At 60.7% G+C, this 18,736-nt stretch carries 13 protein-coding genes and 1 CRISPR repeat array; of the genes, 11 read left to right on the forward strand and 2 right to left on the reverse strand.

The window, feature by feature from the left end:
* Positions 1-7 precede the first annotated feature (7 nt).
* The gene (locus OCI36_RS11350; protein ID WP_261665233.1) at positions 8-991 is read right to left on the reverse strand and encodes an IS4 family transposase; all 984 of its coding nucleotides are present in this window, start codon (positions 989-991) and stop codon (positions 8-10) included.
* A 371-nt stretch (positions 992-1,362) separates the two neighbouring features.
* Between OCI36_RS11350 and casA the strand changes: the two genes are divergently transcribed.
* From casA to cas2e, 7 genes are read left to right on the forward strand one after another with little or no spacing between them, the layout of a single operon-like run.
* Entirely contained in the window at positions 1,363-3,057 is a 1,695-nt protein-coding gene (gene casA / locus OCI36_RS11355; protein WP_261665234.1) for a type I-E CRISPR-associated protein Cse1/CasA, read from the forward strand.
* Positions 3,038-3,652: a type I-E CRISPR-associated protein Cse2/CasB gene (gene casB / locus OCI36_RS11360; RefSeq protein WP_261665185.1), complete on the forward strand. Its 615-nt coding sequence runs from the start codon at positions 3,038-3,040 to the stop codon at positions 3,650-3,652. The genes casA and casB overlap by 20 nt, the downstream gene beginning before the upstream one ends.
* Positions 3,649-4,803 (forward strand): type I-E CRISPR-associated protein Cas7/Cse4/CasC, encoded by a 1,155-nt coding sequence (gene cas7e, locus OCI36_RS11365; RefSeq protein WP_261665186.1) that lies wholly within the window; start codon positions 3,649-3,651, stop codon positions 4,801-4,803. Before casB ends, cas7e begins: the two co-directional genes overlap by 4 nt.
* A complete protein-coding gene (gene cas5e / locus OCI36_RS11370) occupies positions 4,763-5,509 on the forward strand; it encodes a type I-E CRISPR-associated protein Cas5/CasD (RefSeq protein WP_261665187.1) in 747 nt (248 codons plus the stop codon). The genes cas7e and cas5e overlap by 41 nt, the downstream gene beginning before the upstream one ends.
* The gene (gene cas6e, locus OCI36_RS11375; protein WP_261665188.1) at positions 5,506-6,162 is read left to right on the forward strand and encodes a type I-E CRISPR-associated protein Cas6/Cse3/CasE; all 657 of its coding nucleotides are present in this window, start codon (positions 5,506-5,508) and stop codon (positions 6,160-6,162) included. The genes cas5e and cas6e overlap by 4 nt, the downstream gene beginning before the upstream one ends.
* A 3-nt stretch (positions 6,163-6,165) precedes the next feature.
* Complete coding sequence (cas1e, locus tag OCI36_RS11380; protein WP_261665189.1) at positions 6,166-7,098, forward strand: type I-E CRISPR-associated endonuclease Cas1e; 933 nt, start codon at positions 6,166-6,168, stop codon at positions 7,096-7,098.
* 12 nt (positions 7,099-7,110) lie between these two features.
* A complete protein-coding gene (gene cas2e, locus OCI36_RS11385; protein ID WP_261665190.1) occupies positions 7,111-7,449 on the forward strand; it encodes a type I-E CRISPR-associated endoribonuclease Cas2e in 339 nt (112 codons plus the stop codon).
* Positions 7,450-7,515: 66 nt separating this feature from the next.
* Positions 7,516-9,863: direct repeats of the CRISPR family, unit length 29 nt; unit sequence GTTTTCCCCGTGCAGGCGGGGATGTCCCG.
* Positions 9,864-9,907: 44 nt separating this feature from the next.
* Here the strand turns inward: cas2e and OCI36_RS11390 are convergent.
* Positions 9,908-10,996, reverse strand: a complete 1,089-nt coding sequence (locus OCI36_RS11390) for a transposase (protein WP_261665191.1) — start codon at positions 10,994-10,996, stop codon at positions 9,908-9,910.
* A gap of 387 nt (positions 10,997-11,383) precedes the next feature.
* Here OCI36_RS11390 and OCI36_RS11395 point away from each other — a divergent pair, with 387 nt between their 5' ends.
* The 4 genes from OCI36_RS11395 to OCI36_RS11410 are packed head-to-tail and all read left to right on the forward strand — an operon-like array spanning position 11,384 to position 18,576.
* Entirely contained in the window at positions 11,384-12,967 is a 1,584-nt protein-coding gene (locus tag OCI36_RS11395) for a class I SAM-dependent DNA methyltransferase (RefSeq protein WP_261665192.1), read from the forward strand.
* The gene (locus tag OCI36_RS11400) at positions 12,964-14,442 is read left to right on the forward strand and encodes a class I SAM-dependent DNA methyltransferase (RefSeq protein ID WP_261665193.1); all 1,479 of its coding nucleotides are present in this window, start codon (positions 12,964-12,966) and stop codon (positions 14,440-14,442) included. The genes OCI36_RS11395 and OCI36_RS11400 overlap by 4 nt, the downstream gene beginning before the upstream one ends.
* Positions 14,432-15,622, forward strand: a complete 1,191-nt coding sequence (locus OCI36_RS11405) for a restriction endonuclease subunit S (protein ID WP_261665194.1) — start codon at positions 14,432-14,434, stop codon at positions 15,620-15,622. Before OCI36_RS11400 ends, OCI36_RS11405 begins: the two co-directional genes overlap by 11 nt.
* Positions 15,619-18,576, forward strand: a complete 2,958-nt coding sequence (locus tag OCI36_RS11410) for a type I restriction endonuclease subunit R (RefSeq protein WP_261665195.1) — start codon at positions 15,619-15,621, stop codon at positions 18,574-18,576. The genes OCI36_RS11405 and OCI36_RS11410 overlap by 4 nt, the downstream gene beginning before the upstream one ends.
* Positions 18,577-18,736 lie beyond the last annotated feature (160 nt).

Below are 18,736 nucleotides of genomic sequence, written 5' to 3' on the forward strand. Positions count from 1 at the left end.
GTGAAGCTCAGTAGGTGACAACTTCACTTCCAGCCCCTCCTGGTGGGCAAAAAGGCTGGGTCAACAGGTCTAGGACAGCCATGAACTGTTGTGGTTTCCATCGTAAGGCATCTACGAGATGCTGAGCACCGTACCGCACCAGACTGACCGCTCTACGACCATGCTTGAGAATGGGGATGGACTGGGTCTGGTCAAACCAGACCCCCAAGCGCAAACAAAACATCCAGGCCAGTGTCACAAGGCCGAAGAGCCGCTGAAGACGGCTCCTTTCCGTCATCCCAGTCCGCTCCAGGTCGAAGCCTCGCTTCTTGAAGCTGCTGAAGGTGCACTCGATTGACCAGCGCTGCTTGTACAGCTTCCAGGTCTTCCGAGCGCTGAAATCTGTGGCAATGATGACGAGGTCACCTGTGGATGACCTCGTCGCGACCACCCGCATGAGTTCGCCAAACACGAACACCTTTTCGTCGATTTCATGGAAATGACCGTGCTGGACGTGCTTAAACCATTCCTTCCCATTCATGTCGTCCAGCATGTCGCTGTGCCGAATGCGGATCGCCCGCTTGATGCCTTGACGACGGAGAAAACGGAACCACTCCGCACCGATGAACTCACGGTCAGCCACCAGGCCTTGCCAGCGTTTCGCTGGCAAGACGCGGAGGAGCTTCAATACCAACCACATACGGGCGTAGGTGTGGCTGTTCCCAGACTCATCAAGAGGAACCCAAATCAGGGGCAGGGTGAAGCCATGAACCACGGCTCCAAGCACCAGAAAATTGATGGGCGTTTCCCCATGCTCCCAATTGGTGCGGTCCAGACTCAGCAACACCTTCCCCGGTGGAAGATGGACGACGAGCAGAGCGATGAAAAAGTCCATGTCCAGCTGCTCATCCCGGAAGGTGCGGTCTGCCCGCCTTTTCTTAGCCTGGGGCATGCTGATACCCGGCATGTGGGCACTCAGGTCGTGATGATTGATGCTCCTCGCGGCAATCATCGCCAGAAGGACGTCAATCAAGCGCTGAAGGGTGTCAATGCGGAGATGACTGGCGTGCGCTTTGAAGTGCTGGGTGAGTGCGGTAGCCTGCTGAGCAGCGGATTCTGTTGTTTTCACACTCTCAGAAGACCGCACACAGACGGCCCCATCAAGCTTGATGGGGCCGTCTGTTGGTTTTTGCCGTCTGGAACGAGGTCAAACTGAAGTTGTCACCTACTGAGGTCGTGAAGCTATCACTTTAGGACCAGCATAAACGGTGGACTCAAATTATCTGAAATCTGCCCTCAACCCTGACAAAATGCGGCACAAGGGGGACATCCCTGCACGACATTCGCCCCAGGAGGTGATGATTTCTGGCTACTTTTTCTCTACTGGATGAACCCTGGATTCCTGTCTTGAAGGCAGACGGCACGCAAGAAGAAGTATCCCTGCGCAGCACGCTGCTCCAGCCTACGCTGTACCGCCGTATTGACGCAGGCCATCCGCTCCACACGGCAGCCCTCTACCGGCTGCATCTGGCAATTTTGCACCGGGCCTTGATGGGGCCAGCAGACGCAGAGCAAGCGGCACAGTGGTATTTGCACGGCTTTCCGGCAGAAAAACTGGAAGCGTATCTGAACCGCTACGCGGGCCGCTTCGACCTGTTCGGGCCGCAGCCGTTTATGCAAGTGGCGGACCTAAACCCCGCCGAGGTAGGGGAAAACTTCCGCAGCCACTGGACCCGCCTGAGCACCGAGGAAGGCAGCCCCAACACGACAGCGCTGTTCAACGTAGAGGCCCGGCCCGGCGGCGACCGCAGCGATACCCTGACCCCAGCGCAGGCGGCGCGGCAACTGCTGGCGCACCAGACATTTGCGTTGGGCGGACTGATTAAGCGGTTCACCACGTCGGCTCGGGCGGCCCCGGTCGCCACCGCCGCCCTCTTTTTGGCCGAGGGAAGCGATTTGCAGCAGACGCTGGCGCTGAATCTGACACCCTATACGCCGTCCATGCAGGCGAAGGACTTGCCGGTCTGGGAGCAGGAGCCACTCACGGTGGCCGACATTCAGCGCGTCTACGCCGACAAGGGACCGCAGGCCCGCCCCGCCCAGGGCTACGCCAGCCGTTACAGCTGGCTCAGCCGCAGTGTGCTACTGCTTCCGGAAGACACACCGGAGGGCCTGTGCGTCCGCACCATCGGCTTCGGCGCGGGCCTGCCGCTGCAAGGCGCGGGCGAGGGCAGTGGCAGCAATACCGACCCGATGGTCACGCTGCATGAAAGCAGGGACGAAAAGAGCGAGCCTTACCCCTACAAGCTGCGCCGTGACCGCCTGCTCTGGCGCGACCTGACGGCGCTGCTGCCCGACTCGGCGGCCACGGTCACCGAGGACAGGAAAGGCAAGGTCAAGACCAAACCCGGACGCGCGCCGGAAGTGCTGCTTCACGCGACGAAAGTGATGGAACTGGCCCACGCACAGGCCCAGCCCGCCGTAAAGCCGCCTAGTCAGGACGAGGCGGAAGACTGGGACGCCCCCCTTCCCGATGCCCGTGCAAAACATCCGGTCATTCCGGTGCAGGTCTTCGGACAACTCACTGACCAGGGCAAAGCATTTGCCATGCGCCAAGAGTCTTACACGCTGCCGCAAACGTTTATCGAGGACTCGGACAAGTTCAGGAATTATCTCAAGCAGTCGCTGAACGACGCCGGGACAATAGGTGAGGCGCTGCGCCGCTCGGTATTCGTGCTGGCGCAGGAACTGCTCAAAAAGGATGGCGAGCGCAGCCCCGACCCCGCCGACATCCGCAAGCTGGCCGACCAGATTCCCGCCACAGCGACCTACTGGCAAGCTCTGGAAACGCCTTTCCGCGCTTACCTGCTGGATCTGGACAGCGACCCGGTGAAAGCCACACTGCGCTGGCAGGCGGCGCTGAGTCGAGCAGCCCTGCGCGGCTGGCAGGTGGCCGAGGAAGCCGCCGGCATGAACGCGATTGGACTGCGGGCGGTACAAAAGTCGCAGGGGCTGCTGCTGAAAGCGCTGGGAACGCTGCTTAAAGAAGGAGAAAAAGATGACCAGAACACCAGATGACCGGCCTGCCCGTTTCGTGCATGAACTGACGAGGCTGGAACGCGGCCCGCTGGCGCAACTCCGGCGCGGGCTGGGCGGTGACGAGCGTAGTGTGTACTGGCTGGAAGGGCTGTACGCCCGCACCGGCTACGGCGAAGCGCCCAAATACAGCAAGGACGCCCTGCAACTGCTGGCCGGACTGTACGCGCTGAAGCCCCAGGCCCGTGACGAAGGCGAGGAAACCGACGTTCCAGCAGAAGCCGAAGCCACGGCCAAAGCCGTGAATGCCCCCAGCATCGGCAAACTGATGGGTCGGCTGTATGTCCTACAAGGCGCACGGCCCAGCACAGAAAAACGTTTCCTGGCTCTGCTGGACACCGACCGCGACGGCCTGAATTACCAGATGCGCCAAGCAGTGATGCTGCTCTCTACAAAAGACCTCATGCCCGACTGGGTGCGCCTCGCCGACGACCTGCTGCGCTGGGGCGACCCGGTGCGCCGCCGCTGGGCCAGGGACTTTTACACCGAGATTCACCGCGAAACGCCACAAGACGCCGCTGCCGCCCCCACCGACGAACCCGCTCAAGCCCCCAACCAAGAAGGAGCCAACGCATGAAAGCCATCCTCGAACTGCACTACCTCCAGAATTTTGCCCCCAGCAACCTCAACCGCGACGATACCGGCAGCCCCAAGGACGCTTTCTTTGGGGGTACGCGCCGCCTGCGGATTTCGTCTCAGTCGTTCAAGCGGGCCATGCGGCAGGACTTCGCCACCCGCAAGCTACTGAACGAAAACGAATTGGGTGAGCGCACTAAGCGGGCGCATGAGGAAATTGCCCGCCGCATTCAGGCAGAAGGCAGCACCGATGCCGAGCGGCTGGCCGCGGCGGAACTGGCACTGGGCGGTCTGGGCCTGCCCGTTAAGGACGGCAAGAGCCAGTACCTGCTCTTTCTAGGCCGTGACGAGTTGCAGCGCGTGGCCGACATCGTGAGCGCCAACTGGAGCGAGTTTCAGGCGGTCCCCGAACCCGAAAGCGAAGGCGGCAAGAAGAAAAAGGCCAGCAAGAAAGCAGCACTCAGCGGTGACCTGAACGCGCAACTCAAAGGTGCACTGAACGGCTCCAAAGCAGTGGACGTGGCCCTCTTTGGCCGGATGCTGGCCGACCTGCCCGACAAGAATGCCGATGCCGCCGCGCAGGTAGCCCACCCCATCTCGACCCACGCGCTACGCGAGCGGCAGTATGACTTCTACACGGCGGTAGACGACCTCAAGCCGCAGGACAACGCCGGGGCCGACATGCTGGGCACGGTAGAATTTGCCAGCGCGACTATGTACCGTTACGCCTGCCTCGACCTGCAAAAGCTGCTGGACAACCTGCAAGGTGACCGCGAACTGCTGGAAAGGGGACTGCGGGCCTTCCTCTACGCCAGTATTTTCGCCGCTCCGACGGGGAAACAGAACACCTTCGCCGCCCATAACCACCCCGCGCTGATGGTGCAGGTGGTCCGGCGGGACGCCTCACCGCGCAACCTCGCCAATGCCTTCGAGAAGGGGGTTAAGGCCGACCAGGGCAGCGGTTATCTCGTGCCCAGCATCGAGAAACTAGCCAACGAGATGAAATGGCAAAACGGCGTTTTTGGGGACGCGGGCAGCGCCCGGTTTATCGCCCGCGAAGGCGGGAACGAGGTCTTCGGACAGGAAATGGCGACGGTGGACGCCCTGATTGATGCGACAGTGGCCGAGGCGATGCAGGCACTGGAGGGCTGATGTGGCGACTTTACTCCTGAGACTGGTGGCCCCCATGCAAGCGTGGGGCAGCCGCAGCCGCTTCGACGACCGCGACACCGAGGCAGAACCAACCCGCAGCGGCATACTGGGCCTCTGTGCGGCGGCGCTAGGGATTGACCGCGCCGAGCCGATTGACGACTTGGTCTGCTTGCGCTTTGGCGTACGCGTGGACCGTGAGGGCAGCGCGGGCCGCGACTACCACACCGCGCAGCTGTTTCCCGGCAACCCCAAAACCAAGACGGACGTGACCACCCGCTTTTACCTGTCGGACGCGGCCTTCTGGGTGGGGCTGGAAGGTGACGCGGGGGTTCTGGCCCGGTTGTACGCCGCCCTGCAAAACCCGCACTGGCCGCTCTCGCTGGGGCGCAAGGCGTTTCAGGCGAGTCTGCCGATTTTCGCAGGGCCACCAGCGGAACTGCCGCTCTGGAACGCGCTGCGGCAGGCTCCGAGTCTGCGCCGCAAACAGGACGAGGAGCCTTACCGTTTCGTGCTGGACCGGGACGCCCTACCCCCCGAACTCCGCGCCGGGGCGTCCCCCTCACGGCGGCAGGACGTGCCGGATGGCCCTTTCGTTCACCGCCGCTACCTTTCCCGCGAGGTGCTGGCGCTCACGCAGACGCTGGCACTCGCCACCGACCCTTTGGTTGGTCGAAACTGGTGCGAGCCAGACGAGGCCAGCGCATGAGCCTTTACCTTTCCCGCCTCCAGCTCAATCCCCGTGACCGTCAGGCCGCAAATGACCTTCGCAGCGCCTACAGCTTGCATCAGACGCTGCGCTGGGCCTTTCCAAATGCGGGCGCCGTGCCTGGTCCCTTCCCCGAAGGTGAGCGCCTCCTCTGGCGCGACGACGGGCCGCAGGGCATCCTTGTGCAGAGTGTGACCCGCCCCGACTGGGCCGCCATTACCGGGCGTCATCCCGACTATTTTCAGGCCGAGCCACACGCCAAGCCGGTTGACCTTTCCGGCTTGCAGAACGGGCAGCAACTCGCTTTCCGGTTGCGGGCCAACGTGACCGTGAACCGTTTCCGCGACGGGCAAGACAAACAGGCCGACCCCCGCACCAAACGCGAAGCCCTGCGCGGCGCGAAAGAACAAGTGGAGTGGCTAGAACGCCAGGGTGAGCGCGGTGGCTTTTCGGTCATCGGCACCGACATCGCGCAAAGCGGCAACGTGCGGCTCTACAAGGCGTGGGGTGGAACACCCATGACCCTCTTTGCCGTGACCTTTGAGGGATTGCTGCGGGTGGAAGACCCCGTCCGACTTCCACAGACCGTTCAGTGCGGCATCGGCAAAGCAAAGGCGCTGGGCTTCGGCCTGCTCAGCCTGGCGCGGGGGTAGGCCGTGACGGACGGCAAATCCATCATCTGGAAGCGGCAGAACCTGCGCGAATTGCCCAAATTCCGGGACGGCACATCTTACCTGTATCTCGAACACACCGTGCTGGAGCAGAACGACCGCAGTATTCAGGCCTTTCATCCCGAAGGCATGCTGACGATTCCCTGTGCCAGCCTGGGCGTTTTGCTGCTCGGGCCCGGCAGTAGTGTGTCGCACAGCGCGATGACGGCCCTGTCGCGCACCGGCTGCTCAGTGGTGTGGGTGGGCGAACAGGGCGTGCGCTTCTATGCCGCCGGCATCGGCGAAGCCAGCAAATCACAGCGGCTGATGCACCAAGCGCGCCTCTGGGCCAACGAAAAGAGCCGCATGCGGATTATCCGCCAGATGTACACCATGCGCTTTCCCGAAGGGCTGCCGGACGACCTCTCGCTGCAGCAGATTCGCGGGCGCGAGGGGGCACGGGTCAAAGCCCTCTACTCGCGCTACAGCAGTGCCTACGGCGTGAAATGGGAGGAACGTAAATACAACCGCGCCAACTGGGACGACGCCTCGCCCGTCAACAAGGCCCTCAGCGCCGGGAATACCTGCCTAAATGGGCTGGCGCACGCTGCGATTCTGAGTTGCGGGTACACGCCCGCGCTCGGTTTCGTCCACACTGGTAAACAATTAAGTCTGGTATATGACATCACCGACCTGTACAAGATGGAAATCGTCTCGCCCATCGCTTTTCAGGAGGCAGCAAAGGGCGGCGACGACATCGACCGCCGGGTGCGCCTCGCCCTGCGCGACCACATCCGGCAATCGCGGCTGCTGGAACGCATGGCGAATGACCTACTGACACTCTTTGACGACGAGCACGAGGATGACCCGCAGGAAGAGGACGTAGGCGACCTCTACGACCCGGACGGCAACGTACAGGGCGGCAAAAACCATGGCTGAGCGGGTGGACGCATGGTGGTAATGACGCTGGAAAGGGTGCCAGACTCGTTGCGCGGTGAGCTGTCGCGTTGGCTGATTGAGGTGCAGACCGGCGTGTATGTCGGCGCGGTGAGCGCGACCGTCCGTGACCTGCTATGGGACAAGGTAGTGCAGCACGCCCGCTCTGGCCGTTGCACCCAACTTTTTCGCAGCAACAACGAACAGGGCTTCGTGATTCGAACACATGGCGAAGCCCAGCGTACCCTGATAGACATAGAAGGCTACCAGCTGGTTGCTGTGAAAAATGCCCGCTACAAAGAGCACTTGCCCAAATTTACACCGAAATACGAAGATGAGTGGGAAACATTGTGATTTATATCCAATGCATGCGAAGATACCAGATAGCCTTTTCAGGCCGCGCAGCTTGACAAGAGAAGTGTTTTCCCCGTGCAGGCGGGGATGTCCCGTATGACGGCCTGCCCAGTGCCACGCCTGAGCAGTTTTCCCCGTGCAGGCGGGGATGTCCCGCCCCAGCCGTTGCCGGAGCCGGAGCCCATTGAGTTTTCCCCGTGCAGGCGGGGATGTCCCGAGCGGCCAGCTGAGCCATGACGGTGCCGGTGCGTTTTCCCCGTGCAGGCGGGGATGTCCCGAAGGGGCGCGAGTACCGGCAGGCGGTCGCTGAGTTTTCCCCGTGCAGGCGGGGATGTCCCGCTGAGTAGGCCAGCCTTAACAGTGAACTGTGCGTTTTCCCCGTGCAGGCGGGGATGTCCCGCGACCGGCAGCCGCCCAGCGGCATGAGGCTGCGTTTTCCCCGTGCAGGCGGGGATGTCCCGGGCGCGGGCCGTCGAGGTGCTGCGCGACCCGGGTTTTCCCCGTGCAGGCGGGGATGTCCCGTCCACCCGGTAGTGGTTCTTCGCAGGCATCCCGTTTTCCCCGTGCAGGCGGGGATGTCCCGCGGGGAACCACGCTCAAGGAGCGTGAGAAGCTGTTTTCCCCGTGCAGGCGGGGATGTCCCGCAGCAGCAGCCGGCGCTTGGAATGCACCGCGCGTTTTCCCCGTGCAGGCGGGGATGTCCCGAGCCGCCGCTCGAGGCCAACCGAGCAACATCGGTTTTCCCCGTGCAGGCGGGGATGTCCCGAGGACGTTGAAACGCGAACCTCTCAGATGGGCGTTTTCCCCGTGCAGGCGGGGATGTCCCGTTTCCACTCCCCGAAAAACCTCCGGCCACCTTGTTTTCCCCGTGCAGGCGGGGATGTCCCGGCCGCCGTGCAGGGCATCGTGGGCGGCATGGTGTTTTCCCCGTGCAGGCGGGGATGTCCCGCCACTGCCCCGGCTCGCAAGATGCGGAACATCGTTTTCCCCGTGCAGGCGGGGATGTCCCGTACCCAGACAGCACGGACATCTCGAAGGCGCCGTTTTCCCCGTGCAGGCGGGGATGTCCCGAGACCAGTCATCACGTACAGCAGTTTGGAAGAGTTTTCCCCGTGCAGGCGGGGATGTCCCGACTACTAAACCTGCTATTATTTCTAGGAGTTGGTTTTCCCCGTGCAGGCGGGGATGTCCCGATGAGAATGGTGATATTTACACCCCGACCCCGGTTTTCCCCGTGCAGGCGGGGATGTCCCGCTAGCCCCCACGCAGGCCGCAGCAGCAGCGGCGTTTTCCCCGTGCAGGCGGGGATGTCCCGACCACGCTGGCGGTGCATCTCGCGGGGCTGTTGTTTTCCCCGTGCAGGCGGGGATGTCCCGGCTGCAGGTGTGGGCGTGGGGATTACCGGGATGTTTTCCCCGTGCAGGCGGGGATGTCCCGAGATTTCATCTTCATTCTGGACCAATTCAAACGTTTTCCCCGTGCAGGCGGGGATGTCCCGTAGTGTATGTTGGACCCGATAGACTAGAGCAGGTTTTCCCCGTGCAGGCGGGGATGTCCCGAGGGCATCTCCTACCGATTTTTCCTCCGCCTCGTTTTCCCCGTGCAGGCGGGGATGTCCCCGCGTGAGTGAGCGCGTCGAGCGGCGCCGGGACGTTTTCCCCGTGCAGGCGGGGATGTCCCATCACGGCGGGGGTGATCTCGCGGCCGGTGATCGTTTTCCCCGTGCAGGCGGGGATGTCCCGCTGTAACGGTTGACAGTCTCGTTGAGGAGCTTGTTTTCCCCGTGCAGGCGGGGATGTCCCGGCGCTGCGGGCCGCTTTGCTGGAGCTGGCCGAGTTTTCCCCGTGCAGGCGGGGATGTCCCGCGGCACCTGCGCCGCGTCATGGCGATGTACGGGTTTTCCCCGTGCAGGCGGGGATGTCCCGGACGACAGCCCGGTAGACCTGCAGAAGGAATAGTTTTCCCCGTGCAGGCGGGGATGTCCCGCCCCGGCAGAGGGTGAAATCATCCCCGACTTCGTTTTCCCCGTGCAGGCGGGGATGTCCCGCCCTCGCCGCTGCCCTCTGCGCCATTATTGTTGTTTTCCCCGTGCAGGCGGGGATGTCCCGTGCAGACCGGCCTGGACGCCGAGCGCACCACCGTTTTCCCCGTGCAGGCGGGGATGTCCCGGATACGGCAGCGCCTACCGGCATGTTGCCCAGGTTTTCCCCGTGCAGGCGGGGATGTCCCGCAGCTGAACAGTCGTCCACGGTTTCCGGCGGCAGTTTTCCCCGTGCAGGCGGGGATGTCCCGAACAGCCCTCAGCCTGCCCAGGGCGCCGTGCTGTTTTCCCCGTGCAGGCGGGGATGTCCCGTAGACCAGCAGGCCGCCGCAGAGCTGGAGGCGGTTTTCCCCGTGCAGGCGGGGATGTCCCGCCCTGTCGAGACCGACAAGCCCTGATTGCCCAGTTACGTTAGACTTATAAGTTGCACCTTGCATAGCTGAGCGAATAGCCGTGCTGGTGGAGGAATTCTTGCTCTTTCCGAAGCTGGCCCAGCAGGTGGTTGAGCCTGACTACGGGGAACAGGGTGTAGAGGGCCAGGCGTGCCGCCTCTTTCAAGGTCATCCCTTCTGAGCGGTGCAGCGTCGTCAGGGTGAAGGCTAGAAAGACCATCAAAATCCAGCGGTCCAGACCCCTGGCAGTTCGCAGCGCGAACTGCGCCAACCCAAACTGATGCTTCCCTTCTTTGAAAAACGACTCCAGTGCCCAGCGCCGTTTTCCTTCGGCCAGGATGTCATCCCCCTCTAACAGCTCAGACGACACCGCGAAGAATTCGCGGTCCCCACGGTCCATCCTCCCCAGAGACAGCGTTTCCAGAGGCCAGTTGGCGAGGTTGACGTACCCCCCATGCGGACAGTCCGCAACCGTCACCTGTCCAGGATGATCCGTGCGCCGGTTACTCCTCACACCCACCACGAACTCGAAACCGAGACGCTGCACACCGTCCAGAAAGACAGCGGATTCGAATCCACTGTCTGCCAGTACGCAGACCTGAAAGCGTTTCCCGACGAAGTCTGGCACCTCTTCCAGCAGGTCAAGGGCTAACGTGACGGGAGTGCTGGTGTACTTGCCCTGGTAGACCCGGTAAGAAATGGGGAACTTCAGTTCCCCATATTCGGCGAACAGGACCACCAGATGGATGCCGTGCCTGCCGTTGTAGACGCTGACGTAGGGCAGCTGAATTCCCACCTTTTCCACCGTGGTCAGATCCACGCTGAGCCGCAGACGAGGTCTGCGTTTGTGACGAGCTGTATCCAGCAGGATGCGCCACTGGAAGTCCTGCATCTCTTCCCGGCAGCGGTCTGAATCCCAGTCATAGACGTTGAAGAAGCGACTCAGTGCACTGGGGCTGACTCCCTCAGCCTGGCTGAACTTGGTCTTCTGACCTGGACTGTGGAAGAGGTGCAGCGAAGCCTGGAGGCTTCGCCGTTGGTACAGCGTCTCTGGAATGTCCAGAATCCGCTGTGAGAGAATATGGGTGCGCTCCCCTGAAACCTGTTTGTACACACTTCCAGAATTTCAGCTCTGGGAGCGCTTTTTGTCCGCCTATTCAGGTGCAAGTTCTGAGCCGAAGGATTGCGAAGACGGAAGACAACCTCATCTTCGGAGTCTTTTTCTCTCTACTTCGTTATTCTGAATTGATGCGTCCCCCCGTAGCAATAGCTTCCTCAGAATATGAGTGCTGCCAGCGCTGGGAAAATTAGGTAATGAGTCGGTGCCCCAGGGGCCAAGTCCAACTTTTACGCGGCTGCCGGGCGAGACACAGCTTCCAAGGGGTGCGGTTCGCTGCAATCCTCTCTCACCGAGCTAACAAACGAACGCGGTCATGCGCCCAGTGCAGAGGCAGCATGGTGGAGAGACGTCTTCTAAATAGGGGCCTGTACAACGTCCAATTTGAAAGCCGGAAACTATCTTATAAGTCTCGAAAAGAACCCCTATTTTCTAGAAGAGTTTGAGGAAAATGTGAAAAATACGCAACAGACCCTAGATCTTCAGCCAGATCTCTCAATAGCGGAATTACAAGCCCGTCTCTGGGATGCGGCGAACGTCCTGCGCGGCCCCATTGATGCGGCGGATTTCAAGGCGTACATCTTCCCGCTGCTGTTTTTCAAGCGTATCAGCGACGTATGGCAGGAGGAGTATGACCAAGCGCTCAAGGACTCGGAAGGCGACGTCAGCTACGCCTCCTTTGCCGAGCAGCACCGTTTTCAGGTACCAGAAGGTGCTCACTGGAAGGATGTGTTCGAGCGCACTGAGAACATCGGTTTCGCCCTGGCGACGGCGCTAAGGGCAATCGAACGGGCGAACCCGGACACGCTGTACGGCATCTTCGGCGACGCCCAGTGGAGCAACAAAGACCGCCTGCCGGATGAGCTGATGGGCAAGCTGCTCAACCAGTTCCACCGTCTGAACCTCGGCAATGCCAGCGTGCGTGAAGACCTGATGGGGCAGGCCTACGAATACCTCATCAAGAAATTCGCCGACAACAGCAACAAGGCCGCCGGGGAGTTCTACACGCCCCGGGCGGTGGTCAGGCTGATGGTCAACATCCTTGACCCGAAACCCCGCGAGAGCATCTACGACCCGGCCTGCGGAACGGGCGGCATGCTGCTCGAAGCGGTACACCACATCCGTGAGCAAGGTGGCGAGTGGCGGAACATGGTCATTCGTGGACAGGAACGCAATCTGACCACACAGGCCATTGCCCGCATGAACATGTTCCTGCACGGCATTGAGGACTTCGACATCGTGCGTGGGGACACGTTGCGCGACCCCGCTTTCAGCAGTGGTGACCAGCTTGAGCACTTCGACTGCGTGCTCGCCAACCCGCCCTTCAGCCTGAGTCAGTGGGGAGCCGACCGCTGGCTGGCTGACCGGTTTGACCGCAATGTTTTTGGAGTTCCTACTGACGGCAATGGTGACTACGCCTGGATCATGCACATGATGAAGAGCCTCAAGCCTAAAGGTGGACGCATGGCCGTTGTGATGCCGCTAGGGGTGCTGTTCCGGGGCGGGCGCGAGGGCAAAATCCGCGAGCAACTGATCAAGGGTGACTACATCGAAGCAGTCATCGAACTCGGGCCGAACCTGTTCTACGGCACGGGTATTCCGGCCTGCGTGCTGGTCATCCGCATGGAAAAGGCACAGGCCGACCAGCTCAAGGTGCGTTTCATCAACGCCTCCAGCATCTTCACCAAAGGCCGCGCCCAGAACACCCTCAGCAACGAGCAGGCCGACGAAATCTTCGCACTGTACCAGTCCCGTGAGGACGTGCCCGGCCTAACCCGCACGGTGGGCATTCAGGAAATCCACGATGCTGGCTACACCTTGAAGCTGGGGCAATACGTACAGGCGGAAGTCCAACAGGACACCACCACCGTCGAGGAAGCGCTCGCAGACCTAAAGGTGAAGCTAGCCGCACAGGAGCAGGTTGAAGCTGAACTCGAAGCCCTTCTCTGCAAGGCAGGTTACCTGTGATTACTCAGAAAGAACTCGAAAGTCACCTGTGGGGCGCAGCCGAGAAACTGCGCGGGCAGATTGACGCCAGCGATTACAAGCAGTTCATCTTCCCGCTGCTGTTCTTCAAGCGCATCAGTGACGTGTGGGACGAGGAATTTGAGAAGGCCAAAGCGGAGTCGGACGGCGACCTGACCTTCGCCACCTTTGCTGAGAACCACCGCTTTCAGGTGCCAGAAGAAGCCCACTGGGACAAAGTCCGCGAGACGACCAAGAACGTGGGCACCGCCATCCAGACGGCCCTGCGTACCCTGGAACGCGAGAATCCCGATACCCTGAACGGCATCTTTGGCGACGCGCCGTGGACGAACAGCCAGCGCTTCAGCGACGCCACCCTGATTGGGTTGATGGACCATTTCAGCCGGGTGAAGCTGGACAACGCCAACGTCCCCCATGACCAGCTCGGCAACGCTTACGAGTACCTTATTCGGCGCTTTGCCGACGACAGCGGCCACACCGCGCAGGAGTTCTACACCAACCGCACCGTCGTTCACCTGATGACGCAGGTGGCCGGCCTGAAAAGTGGCGAGAGCGTCTATGACCCCACCTGCGGCAGCGGCGGCCTGCTGCTGAACGCCGTGCTGGAACTGCGGAACAAGGGCCAGGAGTGGCGCAACGTCAAGGTGTACGGTCAGGAAGTTAACCTGATTACCAGCGGCATTGCCCGCATGAACATGTTCCTGCACGACATTGAAGAGTTCGAGATTGCCCGGGGCAACACCCTGGAGGAACCCGCCCTACTGGAGGGCAACCGCCTCAAGACCTTCGACGTGGTGCTGGCGAACCCGCCCTACAGCATCAAGCAGTGGAATCAGGCCCGCTTTGCCAGTGACCCTTACGGGCGTAACCGGTACGGCACACCGCCGCAGGGCAACGCCGACTACGCCTTCTTGCAGCACATCATCGCCAGCCTGAACGAACACGGACGCGCCGCGATTCTGTTTCCCCACGGCATCCTGTTCCGGGATTCCGAAGCCGAGATGCGCCGGAAAATCCTGCAAGACGACCTGATTGAAGGCGTCATCGGACTGGGGCCGAACCTTTTCTACAACTCCCCGATGGAAGCCTGCGTGCTGGTCATCAACCGCCACAAGGCCCCGGAGAAGCGCGGCAAGGTGCTGCTGATCGACGGCAAGCACGAGGTCACCCGGCAGCAGGCGTACAGCTTCCTCTCGCCCGCCAACGAGGAAAAGCTGCTCGCGGCGTGGCGCAAGCCCGAGGAACACGCGGACATTGCCCGCGTTGTAGACCTTGAAGAAATCGCAGGGCAGAATTTCAACCTCAGCATCAGCCTTTATACCCACAAGGGCCATGCAGGAGCCGCCGCGCAAGACGTGAGCGCCGCCGTAACATCCTGGCAACAGAGCCGCCAAGCACTCAGGGAGCAGTCTGAAAACCTGTTCTCCCTGCTTCAGGAGACCAGCCATGCCGAATAACCATCACGAATGGCCTACCGTCACCTTCGGGGATGTGGTGCAGGAAATCACCGTCCACGAGCGCGAACCGGAAACTCAGGGTCTTGACAGGTACGTGGGCCTTGACCACCTTGACCCTGGTGACCCTCGCGTGCGGCGTTGGGGCCTGATTTCCGAGGGAGTCACCTTCACCAAAGTCTTTCGGGCGGGTCAAATCCTCTTCGGAAAGCGCCGCGTTTACCAGAAAAAGATGGGCGTCCCCAACTTTGATGGCCTCTGCTCCGGTGACATCATCGTGCTGGATACCAAAGACAAGCGGCTGAGCCGTGAATTTCTGGCGCTGGTAGTGCAAACCGAAGCCTTTTTCGCTCATGCCGAGAAGACTTCCAGCGGTTCACTGTCGCCCAGAACCAAGTTCCGGGAATTGGCAAAGTTTAAGTTCCTCCTGCCCCCGCCAGAGCAGCAGCGTGAACTGGTGGAACTCATGCAAGGCTTTGAACGAGCGATAGAGGCCGGGGAAGGTGTGGCCGAAGCAGCATCCAAAGTGCAAGATCTACTGCTGAAGAACTTGTCTCCGCGAAAACCGAATGTCAATACGATTGATGAACTGAGTGAGCATGTCACAAGTGGCTCACGCGGTTGGGCAGCATACTACTCAGGGGAAGGGGCGCATTTCGTTCGCATTGGCGATTTGAAGCGTAGACAACTTTATCCTGATTTATCAGAGACTCAAAAAATCTTGGCCCCTAATACAAAGGAGGCTGATCGCACACGCTTGTTAGAGAACGACATTTTAATTTCTGTGACTGCCGATATTGGGATAGTCAATTTAGTTCCGGAAAATGTAGGTGAAGCTTACGTAAATCAACACATTGCTATTGTTCGCCTGGATAGAGACAAGGCAAATCCAAAGTTTTGCGCCTATTTTCTCCGCTCGCCGGAAGGGCAAAAGCAGCTTCAAATGTCAAATGATTCAGGCATAAAAGCGGGAATCAATTTACAAAGCATAAGGCGTTTGAAGGTCAACTTGCCAAGTGCAGAAAAACAGTCAGAATCTGTGCAACGCTTGGACTGTGCCGCCTCGCTCCTCAAAGAACACAATGCGGCTCAAAGTAATCTACGTCAACTCCGCTTCTCCATCCTCAACACTGCTCTCACACCCTCGGCCACGGCTGAGGCGGCTGCCGAGGTGCCTGCATGACCTTCAACGAAGGCAATACCCCCGAAGCCATGATTACCCACACCCTGACCCACCTCAGCGCCCCCCATGCCCGCTGGACGTTCGTAAAGGCCACCGAACTGCCCCGCAAGGAAACGGACGTGTGTGTGTGGCCCTGGGTGACCGAGGCGCTGGTGCGGCTGAACCCCGAAATCGCGGCGAACCCGGCGCTGGCCGATGAGGTGGTGTACAAGTTGCAGGCCATCATTCAGGGCGGCGGGCGCAACCTGGTCGGGGCGAACGAAGAATTTACGGCGTGGCTGCGCGGCGAGAAGTCCATGCCGTTTGGCGAGAACCACGCGCATGTGCCAGTGCGTCTGATTGATTTTGAGGATGTGGGTAACAACAGTCTGGTGGTGACGCAGCAGTACACCTACCGCGCGGCGGCGGAGAAGCGGTTTGACCATGTGCTGCTGGTCAACGGGCTGCCGCTGGCGGTGGGCGAAATCAAGACGGCGACCCGCAAGGCGGTGACCTGGGCCGACGGCGCGAAGGATTTCATGGAGGACTACTGGAAGACCTGCCCGGGCATGTTTGTGCCGAACGTGCTGTGCTTCGCCTCCGAGGGCAAGACCTTCCGTTACTCCGCCATCGGTGGCCGCCACCATGACTGGGCACCCTGGCGCGAGACGACTGACCGTACGCCCAGCCCCCTGCTAGAAGTACAGAAGGCCACCGAAGGTCTGCTGAACCCGGCCACGCTGCTGGAAATGTTGCAGGACTACACCATCTTCCCGGTGCTGAAGGGCGGGCAGAAGGTCAAGGTGATTGCCCGTTATCCGCAGGTGGAGACGGTAGAACAAATCGTGGAGCGCGTGGTGCAGGGCCGCCTGAAACGGGGTCTCATCTGGCATTTTCAGGGTTCAGGCAAGTCGCTGCTGATGGCCTTTGCCGCCCAGAAGCTCAAGACCACGCCGGAACTGAAGAACCCGACGGTCATCATCGTGGTGGACCGCACTGACCTGAACACGCAAATCGGCGCGACCTTCGACGGAGCGCAGGTGCCGAACATCGTCAATGCGGATTCCCGCAAGGAACTGGAAAAGCTGCTGCGTGAGGACACCCGCCAGACCATCATCACCACCATCCACAAGTTTGGCGAGGCGGATGGGATGCTGAATGACCGCAGCAACATCATCGTCATGGTGGACGAGGCCCACCGCACGCAGGAGGGTGACCTGGGGCGCAAGATGCGTGCGGCGCTGCCGAATGCTTTCCTGTTCGGCCTGACCGGAACCCCGATTGCCCGTAAAGACCGCAACACCTTCGCCTGGTTCGGCACCGATGAGGACGAGGGCGGCTTCCTGAACCACTACTCGTATCAGCAGTCCATTCGCGACGGAGCGACCCTGCCAGTGAACTTCGAGCCGCGCCCGGCGAACTTGAAAGTTGACCGCACTGCGATTGATGCCAGCATGGAAGCTCTTGCCGCTGAAGAACGCCTTTCCGATACGGACACACAGGAACTGGTCAAGCGGGCGGGCCGCATGGAGCACCTGTTCAAAGCTCCCAAGAGGTTACAGGCCATCGCCGACGACATCGTCGACCACTTCCGCAAGAAGGTGGAGCCTTCTGGTTTCAAAGGGCAGGTGGTGATGTATGACCGCGAGGCCTGCGTCCGCATGAAGCTGCTGCTCGACGAGCGACTCGGCCCAGAGGCCAGTGAAGTGGTAATGATTACCCAGCCTGACGACCTGGAAAAGTGGCAGGGGATGGGCCTGACTGTCACGGGGGAACAGTTCGAGCGCTGGACGGAACTGGACAAAGACCCGTCAAAGCTGGAAAAACTGCTTGACCGCTTCCGGGATAAGAAAGACCCGCTGAAGCTGCTCATCGTGACCAGCAAACTACTGACGGGCTTCGACGCCCCTATCAACCAAGTGATGTACCTAGACAAGCCCCTGCGCGACCACACGCTGCTTCAGGCCATCTGCCGTACCAACCGCCTGTACCCGGGGAAGCAGAACGGCGTGGTGGTGGATTACCTCGGCGTCTTTGACGATGTTGCCAAAGCACTGGACTTTGACCCAGCCAGCATCGAAGATGTCATCCAGAACATGGAGGAACTCGGCAAGCAGTTCCCTGATGCTATGGCGACCGCGCTGGGCTACTTCGACGGTGTCGACCGCACTCAGGATGGCTTCGAGGGGCTGCTTGCCGCCCAGGAGAAACTGCCCACCGCCGAGGAACGTGACAACTTCGCAGCAGACTACAGCGTGGTTCACCGCCTCTGGGAGATTCTGTCGCCTTCAGACGTGCTGAACCCCTACGCCAGTGACTACCGCTGGCTGTCCAGCGTGTACGAGAGCCTGCAACCGCCCAGCGGCATCGGCGTGTTGCTTTGGCATACCCTCGGCGCGAAGACGCTGGACTTGATTCACCAGCATGTCTCAGTTGACCATATCCCCGATGATCTCGAAACGCTGGTGCTGGACGGGGACATTCTCGCTATCCTCAACCCGGATGACCAGAAGAAGAAGGGCCAGCAGATCACCCTGGCGATAGAGCGCATCCTGCGGAAGAAGAGCAATCAGGCGAAGTTTGAGAAGCTCGGCGAACGTCTGGAACGCCTGAACGAACGCTACGCGCAGGGCATCACGGGTGGCCTGGCCTGGCTCAAGGAACTGCTGGAACTGGCCCGCGAAGTGCTGGAAGTAGAGCAGGAAGAGGAAGTCGAGGTCATCCCTGATGGCAAGGCAGCGCTGACCGCGCTCTTCGAGGAGCACCGGGGCGAGAACACGCCTGAAATCGTGGGACGAATCGTGGATGACATCGATGCGTTAGTACGGGCCGCCCGCTTTGAAGGCTGGCAGGCGACAGTCGCAGGTGACCGCGACATGCGCAAGGCCCTTAGGAAGGCGCTGCTGAAGTACAAGCTCCACGAGGATGCAGAGCTGTTCGACAAGGCTTACGCTTATATCAAGCAGTACTACTAAAGGGGACCTTTTGCCTTCATTTGATACAGATAGATACGTTACGGAAGAACTCCTCAAGCAGAATTACCACGTTCGCGTTTACCGGGCACTTGACCGGGAACGTGACGAGCAAGTCATCCTAAAGGTGTTAAAGGATGATACTCAGAACTTGCACCTGAAT

Source organism: Deinococcus sp. Marseille-Q6407, from assembly GCF_946848805.1.
Lineage (GTDB): Bacteria > Deinococcota > Deinococci > Deinococcales > Deinococcaceae > Deinococcus.